Here is a 14,972-nt window from a genome sequence, read left to right on the forward strand (position 1 = left end):
TCAGGGTCTACGCTGTGGCTCGCGGCCACCGCACGATCTTTGGTTGTCTTCACAAACTCCGAATGATCACGCGGTGGCCGTCGCCATGTGACCCGATCCTTCAAGATCGCCAAGTGTCACTGGAGTACTAGGCCCCGGCCACCCCGACATCCTGCTCACCAGGTCGAACAGAGCCTGGATGCTCCGCGACATCGGCCAGGAGAGCGAGGCCGAGCAGGAGCTCGACACGATCAGGGAAACAGCCCAGCGGGTGTGGGGCGAAAATCATCTCTACACTCTGGACATCCGCTACGAGCTGGCGCGGACGTGGCGGGTCGCCGGTGCTCACGGCCGAGCAGAGGACGAGCTGCGCGACGTCCTGCGGCGCCAGGTTCGCGTGCTGGGACCGAGGCATCCCCAGACGATCGCGACCCGCTACGAGATCGCCCGCGTCCTGGAGGAACGCAGCCTCTGGGACCAGGCGTGCCGCGAATACCACGCGGTGCTGGAGCTTTACCTGGCCACGTGCGGCCCCGACCATCCGCAGACCAAACGCGCGGAAGAGCACCACAGAAGAGCGTCCCTGCAAGCCCGCTAGGCCGCGGATTCGGCCACGCCCGTCAGCTCCGCGAACGCCGCCCGCGCTTCGCGCATCTCAAGAAACATGATCAGACAAGAGTTGGCGGCGGCCCTCGTGGCCGGCTTCCTCCTGACGGGCACGGGTGTGGCGAGCGCGGAGGCGAAGTCCGTCCCCAAGGGGATCCTGCTGACGGAGGCCAGGGCGAGAAAGCCGCTTCCCCCTGAAGACGCGAACGAGGAGTGGTGGAAGATCAGCGACAGCCTCTCCCGCCGGCTCTCCCTAGCGAAGAAGGTGTGCGGCATCCGGGGCGTCTGCGGCTGACGGCCTCAGGCGACGAGGCTGTTCAGGGGTGTGGTCGGCAGTGCGATCCAGCCTTCCGTGGCCGCGGCCTTCGCCTGGTCCCTGCCGGGAACGGTCGCGAGGCCGAGCGCCGACGCTCGGGCCGCGAGCGCGGAGATGACGGCGTCGGTGGCGTCGTCGGAGGCCCGGCAGAGCGGCTCATGCTCTCCCAGGTCGAGCCACGGCGCCGCCTCCCGCAGCCGATCGACGAGCTCTCCCAGCCCGGCGAGGTTGGCGGCGCGCTTGTAGCCGCGGTGGGACAGACCCCACCGCTTGAGGCAGGCGGCCGGGTAGACCTCGACGACCGCCCCGCCGCCCCGCCGGTCGACGGGCTGACCACGCCAGGCCAGCTCCGCAAGCAGCACGGCGCAGCGCATGGTGGCGTGGCCGATGCGGTCGGCTGAGACGCTGAGCGGCGTCAGCCCGGTCTGCGCGCGCACCACTTGGTCGGTGACCCGCCAGGCCAGGTCGCGCCGCCAGGCCCGGCCGGCGAGCCCGGCCGGCACCTGGACGTGCCCGGCGCGGTGGGCGGTGACGAAGTCGACGAACCTGTCCGGCCAGCCGAGCGGGCAGTCGATCCCCGCCTTGCCCGCCCCCATCGCCGCCTCGACGATCACGTCGTCGTCCGCGCCGGTCCGTACGTTGACGAGCCGCGCGCGGCCACCGCTCCAGTCGAGCCAGGCCACCGCGGTCCGCGCCGCCTCCGCGGCGAGATCGACGCCGATGGTCAGCATCCCTCCACGGTAGGGCCTGGGTGAGCAAGAGGCGGTTCGGAAATTCGGATTCGGCAGGCTCGCATTCTGGGCTGAATTCGCCCTGGGCCGATATCGAACGTCTGAATAACAGCCACACATGCGCCGGAGAAGCGGATTAGGCTCCAAGTGACTCCCGTCACATGAAGGCACCCCCTTACATGAGCGATATCGAGCAGAACGAGCCGGCTGCGACCGAGCCGGGAAGGTCGCCGTTCGCCTCAGCGGTGCAGGCGGCGCTGATCGGTGCCCTGGCCGGCGCGTTCGTGACGTGGATCTCCACGCCGTGGCTCGACCTGTTCAAGAGCCAGCCCTTTCACATCCAGCTGTGGGTGTCGCTGGGCGCGGGGGTCCTGGTCGGCGCCGTGACGCTCATCCCGATGCTGCGTGACCTCATCCAGCGGCATCCGAAGCAGGTCAGGACGGCGCTGTGTGTGCTGGCCGGCGGAGCGCTGACCACCGGGGTGTGGACCGTGGTCCAGGCGGTCGCCGCGGACGACCAGTGCCCGGCGCCGGCCGAGCTGCGGCTGGTCACCGCGCCCGAGAACGTCACCGAGTTGACCGCGCGCGCCCAGAGCTACGTGCGTCAGCACCAGACGGAGGACGGCTGCCCCGTGGTCAGGATGACCGTGGGGGTGGCGCCGCCTCCCATCCACCTCCGTGACGCCTTCGACAACCGGTGGGAGTGGCGGGAGGACCGCCGCGACCAGCCGTACGCCCGCCTGTACGACCTGCAGCCCGACGCCTGGGTCGCCACCTCCGCGGCCGAGCCGGATGAGCTCAGGGCCGGCGGGCTCCAGTCGTTAGGCGCCCCCGGGCCGGAGAACGCGGTGGGGCGGGATCGGCTGGTCCTGGCGATGACCCCGCAGCGGCGCGAGGAACTCAGCACCTACATGGACAATCCGGACGGTTATGCGTTCCGCGAGGTCTGGGACACGCTGACCAAGAAGATGGGCATGACCGTCGCGCGGCCGTTCCCCGAGACGTCCGTGGCCGCGCTGATCGGCACCCATGACGTGTTCCACGACCGCGGGCTGCCCAGGTCCCGCTATCCGCGGGCCGAGCAGGAGCTGGTGGAGAACGGGCTCGGCGCGGACACCGTCACCTCGTTGTTGTGCGAGTTCGACCGGCTCGCCGATAAAGCGGACACCGGCGACCCGAAGATCGCGCTGCTGGTGCCGGGCCACAGCGTGGACGACTTCAACGCGAACCGGGTTGAAGGTTGCGAAGGGACCGGTGACAGCGCGCCTCTCGTCGCGGTGCGTCACCACGACCTGAGCACGCTCGACTACCGGTTCGTCAAGGTGACCTGGCCGGACCAGCGTTCGGCCGGGCGGGAGAAGCTGGTCGACCACTTCGGCGCGTGGCTGCGGGCCCACCCGCTCTTCCCGAGCGCGCCGGGGCCCGGCGAGAGCGGGCTCGGCCCGCAGGAGCTCGGGCAGCTGAAGAGGCTGGTGCTGGACGAGTTGCGCCCGCGGCTCGACCTGCGGCTGCTCATCGACACCTCGGGATCGGCGGATCGCCCGGTGCGCGTCCAGGCCGCGGAGGCGGTGCGTGCCAACAGCAGGTTGCTCGGGCCGCGCGACGAGGTCCAGGTGTTCGGCCTGCACGCGTTCACCAGGAACGGGCCGGCCGTGGTGACCCGCATCGTCGCCGACGGCGATCGCGAGCAGCTCGGCACGGTGGCCGCGAGCATCGAGAACACCGCATTCGACAAGTGGGACGCCCCCGCCTCCGCCGGGCTCGGCCGGCTGGGCACGGGCGACGAGGCGGTGGCCACGCCCGTGGTGCTGCTGACCGACGGCAGGCTGTTCGACAACGAGGGCAGGGGCGACGCCGCGAAGGTGATCGCCCGGGCGCTGGAGGACGCCTCGACGGTCTCGGGCCTGTACGTGGTCGTCTTCGGACAGGACGAGTGTGCCGTGACCGCGCTGCAGGACACGCGGAAGCCCTATCGCTGCGTGACGGCGAGCGAGGGCGCGGACAAGGCGCTCACCCGGGCCATCATCACGGTGCGGGGGTGGCGATGACGACGTCGTTCTGGGGCAGCCGGCGTGAGCGTGTCATGCGGATCTGGGCCGGCTGGCGGAAAAGCGTCCGCCGAAGGCACGTGGTGGGGTTCGGCTGCGGGGCCCTGCTGATGGTGCTGCTCCTGACCTGGCAGTCCGGCCTCTCCGCCGGGCTCTCCCAGCCGTCGCGGCCGCAGCCGACCCTCTCCCCGCCCACCGTGCCCGCGACGCCCCAGGAGCACTGCGGCGGCAACGACGCCGAACTGGTCGTGGCCACCGGCGACGACGTCAGCACGGACGGCGTGCAGCGCAAGATGATCGACGAATGGAACGATCTGCTCAAGCCGCCCAGCGACCCCCGGGCCAAACTGCTGGAGCTCTCCGGCAGCACCGACGTGGCTCGCGCCCAGATGGCGGCGCTGGCGCAGGCGGGCAGCTGCGCGTACGACATCCTCGTGCTCGACGTGGCGTGGGTGACCGAGTTCGCACGCCACGGCTACATCCAACCGATCGACCTGGAGGGGCGGGACGACCGTTTCCTGTCCGGTCCGCTGCGGGCCGGGCAGATCGACGGCGAGCAGTACGGCGTGCCGTTCGCCGCCGACGCGCCGCTGGAATACCGGCGGCGTGGCGGGCGGTCCGGCGGCTACCTGCTGCAGCTGGACGACAACGAGATGGGCACCATCAACTTCCTGGAGACGATCGAGCTCGGCGGCGGGAAGGTGCTCGACGGCGACGACAGGACCGCCATCGCCCTCGACCACGAGCGCGACAGCACGTGGCAGGCACTGAAGTCGTCCAGGCGAACGCTCTCCAGCCCGGAGGAGAGCGCGGTCCTGCTGCGCGAGTCCCTCCAGATGGACGAGGACGCCAGCGTCGTGGCCTTCAAGGAGGGCGAAATCGGCGGGCGGACGGTGTCCTACATGCGCAACTGGCCGATCGCGTTCCACCAGCTGGCGTCCGACCCGCGGATGCGCGCCCCCGACAAGGGGCTGATGTTCGAGGTGCACGCGCCGGCCACGCACGGCGGCGTGCTCGGCGGCTCGGTGCTGGCCGTCTCCCAGCACATCAAGCCGGGCAAACTGGCCCCCGCCAAACGCCTGATCGACCGGCTCTCCAGCCCGGAGGTGCAGGCCAGGCTGTTCGCCTGCGGCGGTTACGTGCCGGTCCTCACCGAGGTCTACGAGCGGTACGCGGGCGGCGGCGGTTCGGTGTGCCAGCGCCAGGACGGCTCCGACATCACCAACCCGAGCCTGAGCGAGTTGGCGACGCTGGCCGCTGAGACCAGAAAATCGATCGAGCTGGCCCGGCCGCGGCCGAAGTCGCCCTACTATGCCCAGTTCAGTGAGCTCTTCCGCCGGTGCGCGCGGGGGGTCTGGGAGAACAAGGTGTCGCAGGAGACGTTTTTCGCGTCCGTGGGCGCGCTGGAAGAGGCGCTGAGCGGCCGGGTGCAGGACGATCGCCCGCTTTGTGGCAAGGAGGGCACGTGACAGGCCCGTCCGAGGCGGCAGGGGTGTGGGACCGTCCGATCGGGAAGGTGCTCGTGCGGGCCGTCATCTGCCTGCTCGTGGCGGCCGGGCTGGTGATCTTCGCGGGCGGCCCCACGTGGGGCGCGGTGGGGCTGTCGATCGTCTACGTGGTCGGCGGGCTCCTGATCGGCCTGCCCACCGGGTCGTTGCTCGCGCGGTCCGAGGACCCGGCGCGGCGGCTAGGTCTGCTGGAGTGCCGGGCTGGGCGGAAGCAGCGGTTCGGGGCGGCCGCAGGCTACGTGCTCATAGCACTCGCGCTGGTGTTGTGGCTCTCTCCGCTGGGACGGGTGTGACTAAAGGGACAAAAGTTTCGGTTGTGAGGTTTGGTGTTGACAATCCCGGTTAGTACGTAGCCGATGACCCTGTGGGAGTACGTCGGGGACCGGTGGGACCTCATCCTCTTCGAGACGGCGCAGCACGCGAGCATGGTCGCCCAATGTGTCCTCGTGGCGGCCGTCCTCGGCGTGCTCATCGGCGTGGCCACCTACCGCCGCCCTCAGCTGGCGTCGCTGGCCACCGCCTCGTCCGGGGTGTTGTTCACCGTGCCGTCGCTGGCCATGCTGGGCCTGCTGATCCCGGCGCTCGGGCTCGGGGTGGCGCCCAGCGTGACCGCGATCGTGTTGTACGCGCTGCTTCCCATCATCCGCAACACCGTCGTCGGCCTGCAGGGCGTCGACCAGCTCGTGGTCGACGCGGCGCGCGGCATCGGGATGAGCCGGGGGCGGTCGCTGACCAGGATCGAGCTGCCGCTGGCCTGGCCGGTGATCCTCACGGGGATCCGGGTGTCCACGCAGCTCGCCATGGGCATCGGCGCGGTGGCCGCGTACGTCTCAGGGCCGGGGCTGGGTGAGCAGATCTTCTCCGGGCTGGCCCGGCTGGGCGGCGCTAACGCGGTCAACTCCACGCTGACCGGCACGATCGGAGTGGCCATTCTCGCGCTGCTCTTCGACGGCTGCTTCGTGCTGCTCGGGAAGCTGACCGCTCCCGAAGGCCCGCTGAGCAGGCGCTTGACCACAGGAGGCGTCCGTGGCTGACCAGAGCACCACCGGGGTGCCGATCGAGCTGCGCAAGGTGACCAAGGCCTTCCCCGGCGGCGGCGAGCCCGCCGTACGCGAGCTCGACCTGAACATCCCCGCGGGCGAGATCGTGGTGCTGGTCGGGCCGTCCGGGTGCGGCAAGACCACCACCATGCGCATGATCAACCGCCTGATCGAGCCCACCTCCGGCGACATCGTCATCGACGGCCGCAGCTCCCACGACATCGACCCCGACCGGCTCAGGCGCAACATCGGGTACGTCATCCAGCAGGCCGGCCTGTTCCCCCACATGACGGTGGCCGCGAACATCGCCCAGGTGCCGAGGATGCTCGGCTGGGACCGCGCCCGCATCGCCGAGCGAGTCGACGAGCTGCTCACGCTGGTGGGCCTGGACCCGCAGGTCTACCGCGACACCTTCCCGCGCCGGCTCTCCGGCGGTCAGCAGCAGCGCGTCGGCGTCGCCAGGGCGCTGGCCGCCGATCCGCCCGTGCTGCTCATGGACGAGCCGTTCGGCGCGCTCGACCCCATCAGCCGCGAACGCCTGCAGGACGAGCTCCTCGGCCTCCAGGACGACCTGGCCAAGACGATCGTCTTCGTCACGCACGACATCGACGAGGCGCTGAAGATCGGCGATCATATCGCGATCATGAAGGCGCCCGGCCACATCGTGCAGTACGCCACCCCCGCCGAGATCCTCACGAACCCGGCCGACGACTACGTCGAGCAGTTCCTCGGCGCCGGCTCCTCGATGCGGTTGTTGCGCCTGACCAAGGTGGGCGACATCGAGGTGGACCAGGTGCCGTACACGTCGGAGGACGCCGACGCGGCCGAGGTGCTCGCCGAGATCGAGCGCGACGGCCGGGGCTACGCGCTGATCACCGACGGGATGCGGCGGCCGCTGCGCTGGGTCGGCGCCGAGCACCTCCAGGGGATCGAGGGGCCCGTCGGCTCGGCCGGCGACCCGATCACCGGCACCCTCGGCCACCGGATGACACTGCAGGACGCGCTGGAAGCGCTGCTCAACGCCGACACCGATGTGGTGCCCGTGGTCGGCAGGCGCCGGGCGTACGCGGGGGCGCTGTCGCTGAGCACCGTGCAGAACGCGATCCAGGCGATCAAGACCAGGGAACGCGAGCGCCGCCTGCACCGCAACGAGCCTGGAGCCGGCGGATGACCGTCTCCGCGGCGCCCGCCGACGAAGCCGTCCGCCCGGAGCCGCGGCTCGGCCGCTCCTGGCACATCGTGCTGCCGCTCCTTTGCTATCTGGCCGTGGGCGCAGCCATGATCGTCTATACGCAGTCAGCGCCGCTCGACGGCATCGAGCGCGGCTCGCTCAACCTGCCCTACATCTTCGGCCGCACGTGGGAGCACATCCAGCTGGTGTTCTACTCGACCGTGCTGGTGCTGCTGGTGGCGCTGCCGCTGGGCATCCTGCTCACCAGGGGCGTGATGCGCCGGGCGACACCATTCGTGCTGGCCTTGGTCAACCTGGGCCAGGCCACTCCCGCGGTGGGGCTGGTCGTTCTGCTGGCGGTGGTCTTCCAGATCGGCTTCTGGACCGCGGTCGCGGCCCTGTTCGCCTACAGCCTGCTGCCCACGCTGCGCAACACCATGGTCGGGCTGCAACAGGTGGACTGGCGGCTGATCGACGCCGGCCGGGGCATCGGCATGTCGGCGGCCAGGGTGCTGTTCAAGGTGGAGTTGCCGATGGCCGCGCCGGTCATCCTGTCGGGCATCAGGACCACGCTCGTGCTGAACGTCGGCACGGCCAGCATCGCCGCCTTCATCGGCGCGGGCGGGCTCGGCGACCTGATCACCACGGGTGTGAGCACGCAGCGCAACCTGGTGCTGGTCACCGGGTGCGTGCTGATCGCGGTGCTGGCACTGATCATCGACTGGGTGGGCGGGCTCGCGCAGCGGGTCCTCGCCCCGAAAGGCCTGTCGTGAGAGCGTTCCTGGCCCTGCTGCTCGTCCTGGTGCCCGTCCTGGTGACGGCCGGGTGCGGGCTGCAGCCGGCGTCGTCGTTCGTGCCGCCGGTCGAGCCGGCCGGCATCCAGTCCCTCCCCTCGCTGGAGGGCACGCCGGTGCGGGTGACGTCCAAGGAGTTCACCGAGCAGCTCGTGCTCGGCAAGATCGCGGTGCTCGCCCTCACCGCCGCAGGCGCCGACGTGACCGACCAGACGAACGTGCAGGGCAGCGTGAACGCCCGCGCCTCCCTGACCCGCGGCGACGCCGACCTCATGTGGGAGTACACCGGCACCGGCTGGATCACCTACCTCGGCCAGACGAAATCGTTGCCCGACCCACAGGCGCAGTACGTCGCGGTCCGCGACCTGGACCTGCGCGAGAACGGCATCGTCTGGCTGCCGCCCGCACCGCTGAACAACAGCTACGCCATGGGCGTCACCCGGGCCACGTCCCAGAAGTTCGGTGTGAAGACGATCTCGGACATCATGAAGATCCCGGTGAACGAGCGCACGTTCTGCGTCGACCACGAGACCTTCGGCCGCGACGACGGCTTCCTCGGCATGCTCAAGGCGTACGGCATGAATTACGGCAAGGAGGTCCCGAGGGCGAACGTGCTCCGGGTGTCGGTGGGCGTGCTCTACAACTCCGTCGCCAGCGGCCAGTGCGCCGTGGGCATGGTGACCACGACCGACGGCCGGGTCCAGGCACTCGACCTGGTGCTGCTCGAGGACGACAAGAAGTTCTTCCCCAGCTACAACGCCGCGGTGACCATGCGGCGCGAGCTGGCCGACGCCCACCCCGAGATCGCGAAGATCTTCGCACCCATCAGCGCCAAACTGACCGACGACGTCATGCGCGGCCTCAACGCCAAGGTGGACGTGGACGGCAATGTGCCCGCCCTGGTGGCGCGCGACTGGCTGCGGGCCGAGGGTTTCGTCCGGTAAGGCGTTAACCACGCCCTTCCACGGGCAGCCGCTGGGCATGTCGCACACACCACCTGCCCAGAACCAGCCGTACCCGGGCCGTACGGAAGAGATGGCACCTGAGCCGCGCGACGAGATGCGCGACTACGTGGGCCGTGACCTGCTGCACGGCAGGAAGGCGCTGATCACCGGCGGCGACTCCGGCATCGGCCGGGCGGTCGCCGTGGCCTTCGCCAAGGAGGGCGCCGACGTCGCGATCGCGTACCTCAGCGAGCACGAGGACGCCGCGCACACCGGCAAGCTGGTGGAGGCGGCGGGGCGGCGCTGCGTGCTCCTGCCCGGCGACCTGGGCGACCGTGACCACTGCGCCTCCGTCGTCGAGCAGGCCGTGGCGGAGCTGGGCGGCCTGGACGTCCTGGTGAACAACGTGGCCTACCAGGCGCCCGTCGACGGCCTGGAGGAGCTGACCGACGAGCAGTGGGAGCACACGTTCGCGGTCAACATCCACAGCTACTTCCGCGTCACGAAGGCCGCGCTCCCCCACCTGCGCGAGGGGAGCGCGATCATCAACACCTCCTCGATCAACGGCCTGCGCGGCAACAAGACGCTCATCGACTATTCCGCCACCAAGGGCGCCATCAACGCCTTCACCTACTCCATGGCCCAGAACCTGGTCGATCGCGGCATCCGGGTCAACGCCGTGGCGCCGGGCCCGGTCTGGACGCCGCTGATCCCGGCGACCCTGCCGGAGGAGAAGGTGGGGTCGTTCGGCGGGCACGTGCCGATGGGCCGGCCCGCCGACCCGGACGAGATCGCCCCCTCGTACGTGTTCTTCGCCTCCGGCAGGATGGCGTCGTACTACACGGGGGAGGTGCTGGCCCCGGTCGGCGGCGAGACGTTGCCTGGTTAATCCGCCATCGGCAGATAGACCCTGCCGCCGCGCCTGGTGAACTCGGCCGCCTTCTCCGCCATGCCGGCCTCGATCGCCTCCTTCGTGTCCAGCCCGTGCTCGTCGGCGTAGCGCCGCACGTCGTGGCTGATGCGCATGGAGCAGAACTTGGGGCCGCACATCGAGCAGAAGTGGGCGGTCTTGGCCGGCGCGGCGGGCAGGGTCTCGTCGTGGAACGCGCGTGCCGTGTCGGGGTCGAGCGACAGGTCGAACTGGTCCTCCCAGCGGAACTCGAACCGCGCGTCCGACAGCGCGTCGTCCCACGCCTGCGCCCCGGGGTGGCCCTTGGCGAGGTCCGCGGCGTGGGCGGCGATCTTGTACGTGATCACGCCGGTCTTGACGTCGTCCTTGTTCGGCAGGCCGAGGTGCTCCTTGGGGGTGACGTAGCAGAGCATGGCGGTGCCGTACCAGCCGATCATGGCGGCGCCGATGCCCGAGGTGATGTGGTCGTATCCGGGGGCGACGTCCGTGACGAGCGGGCCGAGGGTGTAGAACGGCGCGTCGTCGCAGAGCTCGCGTTGCAGGTCGACGTTCTCCTTGATCTTGTGCATGGGCACGTGCCCCGGGCCCTCGATCATCACCTGAACGTCGTGCCGCCGCGCGATCGTGGTCAGCTCGCCGAGCGTGCGCAGCTCGGCGAACTGAGCCTCGTCGTTGGCGTCCGCGATCGAGCCGGGACGCAGCCCGTCGCCGAGGGAGAACGACACGTCGTAGCGCGCCAGGAGCTCGCACATCTCGTCGAAGTTCTCGTACAGGAAGCTCTCGCGGTGGTGCGCCAGGCACCAGGCGGCCATGATCGAGCCCCCGCGCGAGACGATGCCGGTCTTGCGGCGGGCGGTGAGCGGCACGTACGCCAGCCGCACCCCCGCGTGCACGGTCACGTAGTCGACACCCTGCTCGCACTGCTCGATGAGGGTGTCGCGGTAGACCTCCCACGACAGCGCCTCCGGGCGGCCCTTGACCTTCTCCAGCGCCTGGTAGATGGGCACGGTCCCGACCGGCACCGGCGAGTTGCGGATGATCCACTCGCGGGTCTCGTGGATGTCGGGCCCGGTGGACAGGTCCATGATCGTGTCGGCGCCCCACCGGGTGGCCCAGGTCATCTTCTCGACCTCCTCCTCGATGGAGGAGGTCACGGCGGAGTTGCCGATATTGGCGTTGATCTTCACGAGGAAGTTGCGGCCGATGATCATCGGCTCGGTCTCGGGGTGGTTGACGTTGGCGGGGATGATGGCCCGGCCCGCGGCCACCTCCTGGCGGACGAGCTCGGGGGTGACGCCCTCCCGCACGGCCACGAACTCCATCTCCTTGGTGACCAGCCCCTGCTTGGCGCAGGCCACCTGGGTCACGGGTGCGCCCGCCGCGCGGCGCTCGGCGACCCACGGCTCGCGCAGGCGCGCCAGCCCGCGCCGCACGTCGGTCTCGACGTACGGGTCGGTGTACGGGCCGGAGGTGTCGTAGAGCGTCACCGACGAACCGTCGGAGAGGTGCACCTGGCGCTTGGGGACACGGAGGTCGCCTTCGTAGATCTTGGTGAAGGTGGGGACACGCGCGTCAGTCATCGCGCAAACTCCCTTCGCCGGCATTACCCGGAGCAGGTTCTGGCGGTCGGCGGCTGTCAGCCGTCCTCTCAGCCCGGTCTGCACCGGGCTCCCGCGTTGGACGGCGGTGATCGTACCCACACCTCTGCCAGGACGAAACATGACATCATCCTCAAAATGGAAGATCCCACGTCAAAGACCGCAGCCACCTACGACCACATCGCCCCCGCCTTCGCCGCCGGCAACGAGCATCCCGACGCCGGCCTCCAGCTCTTCCGGCAGCGCTTCGCCGACACCGTGCCCGCCGGCGGAACGGTCGCCGACCTGGGCTGCGGGCCGGGAAGAGACGCGGCCTGGCTGGGCGGGCGCGGGCTGCGGGTCGTCGGCGTGGACCGCTCGGCCGCCATGGCCGGACTGACCGCCGCCCGCGGCGTCCCCGCCGTGCTGGGCGACCTGCGCCGGCCGCCCGTGGCCCCCGGCTCGCTCGCCGGCCTGTGGTCGGTCGCGGCCCTCCTGCACGTGCCCGCCGCCGAGACCGAGGCCACGCTCCGCGCCTGGTGGACGGCCCTACGTACGGGCGGCGTGCTGGGGCTGAGCACCTCGGCGGGCGACTCGGAGGGGTGGGAGGAAGTTCCGAGCGCGGCCGGCCGGCACCGCTGGTTCGTCCACCGCGACCCCGCCGCACTCCTGCACCTCCTCGGCGCGGCCGGATTCGAGACCGTCGAGCACGGCCTGAACACCGCCGGGCGCACGTGGCTGAGCATTCTGGCGATCAAGCGCGAGGTTTGACGGCCGTCTCCAGCGGTACCAACCCCATCAGGGGGACTATGAAAAAGATCGCCGCTGTCGCAGGACTCGTGCTGCTGGCCACGCTCGGCACCCCCGCCGCCCACGGCGACGGGACGGACCAGCACGAGGTGAGCGAGGAGCAATACCAGACGCTGCGCGCCCAGTGCCGCTACGCCGACACGGGCAAGGCGCGTTGCCGCTCGACGGTCAAGGAGCTCTACCGCATCGGCGAAAGGGACGCCAAGCTCGACTGCCGTACGTACGCCGGCGTGACCGTGTGCGGCACGCTCAAGCTCAGCCAGGCCGAGCGCGCGTGCATCCGCGACTCCAGGGAGCACGGCATCTCGTTCCGCCGCGCCGAGGTGGAGTGCTACGCGTTCTCCTGAGGGGCAGACACCATGATCATCGTGGGAGTCGACGGCTCACGGGCCGGACTGGAGGCCGCCGGCTGGGCGGCCACGGAGGCGGCACTGCGCCGTACACCGCTGACCGTGGCCCACGCGGTGCCGCGGTGGGTGTGCGAGGCGCTGTCTCACCGCTACGCCGATGTCGCCCGGTGGATGCGCGACGAAGCGAACTCTGTGCTCGTCGCCGCACGCGACCGGGCGCTCCGCGAACGCCCCGCGATCGTCGTCGAGACCACCCTGCTGCCCGGCGACCCCCGCACGGCGCTGATCAAGGCCGCGGAACAGGCCGAACTGCTGGTCGTCGGCGGCCACGGCATCGGCGGCGTACGCGGGCTGCTGGTCGGATCCGTCGCCCACGGGGTCGCCGCCCACGCCCGTACGAACGTCGTCGTGGTCGGCGAGCGGCCCGCGACGCCGCGCGGCGAGATCGTCGCCGGCACCGACGGCTCACCTCACGGCCTGCGGGCGCTCGACTTCGCCTTCACCGAGGCCGAGCTGCGCGAGGTGCGGCTGCGGGTCGTGCAGGCGTGGGCGTGGCCGCGGCCCGGCGGCTTCGTACCCGCCGATCCCGAGAACGAGCAGCACACCCTGCAGCAGCTGCAGGACCTGCTGGCCGAGCGGCAGGAGCGGCACCCGAACGTGGACGTGGTGCCCGAGGTCGTGCACGGCCACCCCATCGAGGTGCTGAAGGAGGCGGCCGAGGGCGCCGACTTGCTCGTGGTCGGCTCGCGGGGGCACGGGCAGCTCGCCGGCATGCTGCTCGGCTCGATCAGCCAGGCCCTGCTGCACCACTCCCCCTGCCCCCTCGCCGTCGTACGCGCGTGACCCTCGCCGTGGTGCGAGCCTGAAAGTTACATCCGTCGCCGCAGGTCACCCGGGCGGGCGTGCGCACCTGCTTCCCGCCGCGGACCGGCGCTTCTTACCATCGGCGCAGGCGACGACGGGAGAGCAGACGATGCGCAGGATCAGCGCCGTGCTGGCGGCGATGCTGGCCGCGGCCGCCGCGGTGTTATTCGCGACGACCGTGCCCGCCGGCGCGGCCGCGCGCAGGATCATGCCCCTGGGCGACTCGATCACCGGCTCCCCCGGCTGCTGGCGGGCGCTGCTCTGGAACAGACTCCAGAACGCCGGCCACACGGACATCGACTTCGTCGGCACCCTCCCGCCACAGGGCTGCGGCGTCGCCCACGACGGCGACAACGAGGGCCACGGCGGCTTCCTGGCCACCAACGTCGCCGCCCAGAACCAGTTGCCCGGCTGGCTCTCCGCGACCCGGCCCGACGTCGTGCTCATGCACTTCGGCACGAACGACGTGTGGAGCAACATCGCTCCGGCGACGATCCTGGGCGCGTTCACCACGCTGGTGAACCAGATGCGGGCGAGCAACCCCGCCATGAAGATCCTCGTCGCCAAGATCATCCCCATGAACCCGTCCAGCTGCGCCGACTGCGCCCAGCGGGTCGTGGCCTTCAACAACGCCATCCCCGCCTGGGCCGCCGCCACCACCACCCAGCAGTCGCCCATCACGGTCGTCGACCAGTGGACGGGGTTCAGCACGGCCACGGACACCTACGACGGGGTGCACCCCAACGCCGCAGGCGACCAGAAGATGGCCGACACGTGGTATCCGGCTCTGGTGGCCGCCCTGGCCGGCGCCGGCCCTGACCCCGACCCCTCCGACACGCCCACGCCCCAGCCACCGGGCGACTGCACGGCCGCGTACAAGAACGCCGGCCAGTGGCAGGGCGGCTTCCAGGGCGAGGTCACCGTCACGAACACCGGCACAGCACCCATGAACGGGTGGGAGGTGCGGTGGACGTTCGCCGACGGGCAGCGGATCAACCAGATCTGGAACGGCACGCTGAGCACCGGCGGCTCCTCGGTGGTCGTGCGCGACGTCGGCTGGAACGGCACGCTCGCGCCCGGCGCCGCGACCACGTTCGGCTTCCTGGCCTCGTGGAACGGCGCCAACTCCGCGCCCGCCCCCACCTGCTCCTAGTCCTGCTCCGCGGTGATCGCGGCCAGGCGGAGCCCCGCGAGGCGTACGTGGTCGCCCGTGGCCGGGCCCGCCGAGCGGTCGAGGCGCGCGGCGTTGACGGAGATCTCGGGCTGCCGTACAGGAGGCCTGTCCGCAGCTGTCTCCCTCCGCAGGGGGAGGCCCCGCACGCGC

At 70.7% G+C, this 14,972-nt stretch carries 17 protein-coding genes and 1 riboswitch; of the genes, 14 read left to right on the forward strand and 3 right to left on the reverse strand.

Translation table 11 applies throughout. From position 1 onward, the window contains the following. Positions 1–178: 178 nt before the first annotated feature. Both E1294_RS35550 and E1294_RS35555 read left to right on the forward strand, forming a co-directional pair. Entirely contained in the window at positions 179–577 is a 399-nt protein-coding gene (locus tag E1294_RS35550; protein WP_132515365.1) for a tetratricopeptide repeat protein, read from the forward strand. Between the two features lie 66 nt (positions 578–643). After that, positions 644–880 carry a hypothetical protein gene (locus tag E1294_RS35555; protein WP_132515366.1) on the forward strand — a complete coding sequence of 79 codons (237 nt, stop codon included), beginning with the start codon at positions 644–646 and terminating at the stop codon, positions 878–880. A gap of 5 nt (positions 881–885) precedes the next feature. Here E1294_RS35555 and E1294_RS35560 read toward each other — a convergent pair whose 3' ends face one another. After that, positions 886–1,632, reverse strand: coding sequence for a DUF429 domain-containing protein (locus tag E1294_RS35560; RefSeq protein WP_132515367.1), 747 nt, complete (start codon positions 1,630–1,632; stop codon positions 886–888). Between the two features lie 179 nt (positions 1,633–1,811). On the opposite strand from E1294_RS35560, the gene E1294_RS35565 reads away from it, so the two are divergent. The 8 genes from E1294_RS35565 to E1294_RS35600 all read left to right on the forward strand — a co-directional run bounded on the left by E1294_RS35565 (position 1,812) and on the right by E1294_RS35600 (position 10,026). After that, a complete protein-coding gene (locus E1294_RS35565) occupies positions 1,812–3,680 on the forward strand; it encodes a vWA domain-containing protein (protein ID WP_132515368.1) in 1,869 nt (622 codons plus the stop codon). Beyond that, a complete protein-coding gene (locus E1294_RS35570; protein WP_132515369.1) occupies positions 3,671–5,149 on the forward strand; it encodes a type 2 periplasmic-binding domain-containing protein in 1,479 nt (492 codons plus the stop codon). The genes E1294_RS35565 and E1294_RS35570 overlap by 10 nt, the downstream gene beginning before the upstream one ends. Next, positions 5,146–5,481, forward strand: coding sequence for a hypothetical protein (locus E1294_RS35575; protein WP_132515370.1), 336 nt, complete (start codon positions 5,146–5,148; stop codon positions 5,479–5,481). The genes E1294_RS35570 and E1294_RS35575 overlap by 4 nt, the downstream gene beginning before the upstream one ends. 63 nt (positions 5,482–5,544) lie before the next feature. Beyond that, positions 5,545–6,222: an ABC transporter permease gene (locus E1294_RS35580; RefSeq protein WP_132515371.1), complete on the forward strand. Its 678-nt coding sequence runs from the start codon at positions 5,545–5,547 to the stop codon at positions 6,220–6,222. Continuing rightward, complete coding sequence (locus E1294_RS35585) at positions 6,215–7,399, forward strand: betaine/proline/choline family ABC transporter ATP-binding protein (RefSeq protein WP_132515372.1); 1,185 nt, start codon at positions 6,215–6,217, stop codon at positions 7,397–7,399. Before E1294_RS35580 ends, E1294_RS35585 begins: the two co-directional genes overlap by 8 nt. Next, entirely contained in the window at positions 7,396–8,172 is a 777-nt protein-coding gene (locus E1294_RS35590) for an ABC transporter permease (protein WP_132515373.1), read from the forward strand. The genes E1294_RS35585 and E1294_RS35590 overlap by 4 nt, the downstream gene beginning before the upstream one ends. Continuing rightward, positions 8,169–9,137 carry a glycine betaine ABC transporter substrate-binding protein gene (locus E1294_RS35595; RefSeq protein WP_132515374.1) on the forward strand — a complete coding sequence of 323 codons (969 nt, stop codon included), beginning with the start codon at positions 8,169–8,171 and terminating at the stop codon, positions 9,135–9,137. The genes E1294_RS35590 and E1294_RS35595 overlap by 4 nt, the downstream gene beginning before the upstream one ends. A gap of 37 nt (positions 9,138–9,174) precedes the next feature. Further along, positions 9,175–10,026 carry an SDR family oxidoreductase gene (locus E1294_RS35600; RefSeq protein ID WP_132515375.1) on the forward strand — a complete coding sequence of 284 codons (852 nt, stop codon included), beginning with the start codon at positions 9,175–9,177 and terminating at the stop codon, positions 10,024–10,026. Here E1294_RS35600 and thiC read toward each other — a convergent pair. After that, on the reverse strand, positions 10,023–11,627 hold the full coding sequence (thiC, locus tag E1294_RS35605) for a phosphomethylpyrimidine synthase ThiC (RefSeq protein ID WP_132515376.1): 1,605 nt from the start codon (positions 11,625–11,627) through the stop codon (positions 10,023–10,025). The two genes, E1294_RS35600 and thiC, sit on opposite strands and share 4 nt — an antisense overlap. Further along, a riboswitch (TPP riboswitch) is annotated at positions 11,620–11,732 on the reverse strand. It overlaps the preceding gene by 8 nt. A gap of 51 nt (positions 11,733–11,783) precedes the next feature. Here thiC and E1294_RS35610 point away from each other — a divergent pair. The 4 genes from E1294_RS35610 to E1294_RS35625 all read left to right on the forward strand — a co-directional run bounded on the left by E1294_RS35610 (position 11,784) and on the right by E1294_RS35625 (position 14,801). Next, a complete protein-coding gene (locus E1294_RS35610) occupies positions 11,784–12,395 on the forward strand; it encodes a class I SAM-dependent methyltransferase (RefSeq protein WP_132515377.1) in 612 nt (203 codons plus the stop codon). A gap of 38 nt (positions 12,396–12,433) precedes the next feature. Then, complete coding sequence (locus E1294_RS35615; protein WP_246083528.1) at positions 12,434–12,781, forward strand: hypothetical protein; 348 nt, start codon at positions 12,434–12,436, stop codon at positions 12,779–12,781. A 12-nt stretch (positions 12,782–12,793) separates the two neighbouring features. Continuing rightward, positions 12,794–13,627 carry a universal stress protein gene (locus E1294_RS35620; RefSeq protein WP_132515378.1) on the forward strand — a complete coding sequence of 278 codons (834 nt, stop codon included), beginning with the start codon at positions 12,794–12,796 and terminating at the stop codon, positions 13,625–13,627. 130 nt (positions 13,628–13,757) lie between these two features. Continuing rightward, entirely contained in the window at positions 13,758–14,801 is a 1,044-nt protein-coding gene (locus tag E1294_RS35625) for a cellulose binding domain-containing protein (protein WP_132515379.1), read from the forward strand. On the opposite strand, the gene E1294_RS53225 is transcribed toward E1294_RS35625, so the two are convergent. Beyond that, positions 14,798–14,968, reverse strand: a complete 171-nt coding sequence (locus tag E1294_RS53225; RefSeq protein ID WP_165977642.1) for a YbaK/EbsC family protein — start codon at positions 14,966–14,968, stop codon at positions 14,798–14,800. The two genes, E1294_RS35625 and E1294_RS53225, sit on opposite strands and share 4 nt — an antisense overlap. Positions 14,969–14,972: the final 4 nt, after the last annotated feature.

This window comes from Nonomuraea diastatica, from assembly GCF_004349015.1.
Classification (GTDB): domain Bacteria; phylum Actinomycetota; class Actinomycetes; order Streptosporangiales; family Streptosporangiaceae; genus Nonomuraea; species Nonomuraea diastatica.

Bases quoted from the DNA above. Each gene is read 5' to 3' on its own strand.
- E1294_RS35555 (WP_132515366.1), top strand. From the start codon at position 644: ATGATCAGACAAGAGTTGGCGGCGGCCCTCGTGGCCGGCTTCCTCCTG.
- E1294_RS35610 (WP_132515377.1), top strand. From the start codon at position 11,784: ATGGAAGATCCCACGTCAAAGACCGCAGCCACCTACGACCACATCGCC.
- E1294_RS35560 (WP_132515367.1), bottom strand. From the start codon at position 1,632: ATGCTGACCATCGGCGTCGATCTCGCCGCGGAGGCGGCGCGGACCGCG.
- E1294_RS35580 (WP_132515371.1), top strand. From the start codon at position 5,545: ATGACCCTGTGGGAGTACGTCGGGGACCGGTGGGACCTCATCCTCTTC.
- E1294_RS35625 (WP_132515379.1), top strand. From the start codon at position 13,758: ATGCGCAGGATCAGCGCCGTGCTGGCGGCGATGCTGGCCGCGGCCGCC.
- E1294_RS35565 (WP_132515368.1), top strand. From the start codon at position 1,812: ATGAGCGATATCGAGCAGAACGAGCCGGCTGCGACCGAGCCGGGAAGG.
- E1294_RS35615 (WP_246083528.1), top strand. From the start codon at position 12,434: ATGAAAAAGATCGCCGCTGTCGCAGGACTCGTGCTGCTGGCCACGCTC.
- thiC (WP_132515376.1), bottom strand. From the start codon at position 11,627: ATGACTGACGCGCGTGTCCCCACCTTCACCAAGATCTACGAAGGCGAC.
- E1294_RS35550 (WP_132515365.1), top strand. From the start codon at position 179: ATGCTCCGCGACATCGGCCAGGAGAGCGAGGCCGAGCAGGAGCTCGAC.
- E1294_RS35620 (WP_132515378.1), top strand. From the start codon at position 12,794: ATGATCATCGTGGGAGTCGACGGCTCACGGGCCGGACTGGAGGCCGCC.
- E1294_RS35600 (WP_132515375.1), top strand. From the start codon at position 9,175: ATGTCGCACACACCACCTGCCCAGAACCAGCCGTACCCGGGCCGTACG.
- E1294_RS35590 (WP_132515373.1), top strand. From the start codon at position 7,396: ATGACCGTCTCCGCGGCGCCCGCCGACGAAGCCGTCCGCCCGGAGCCG.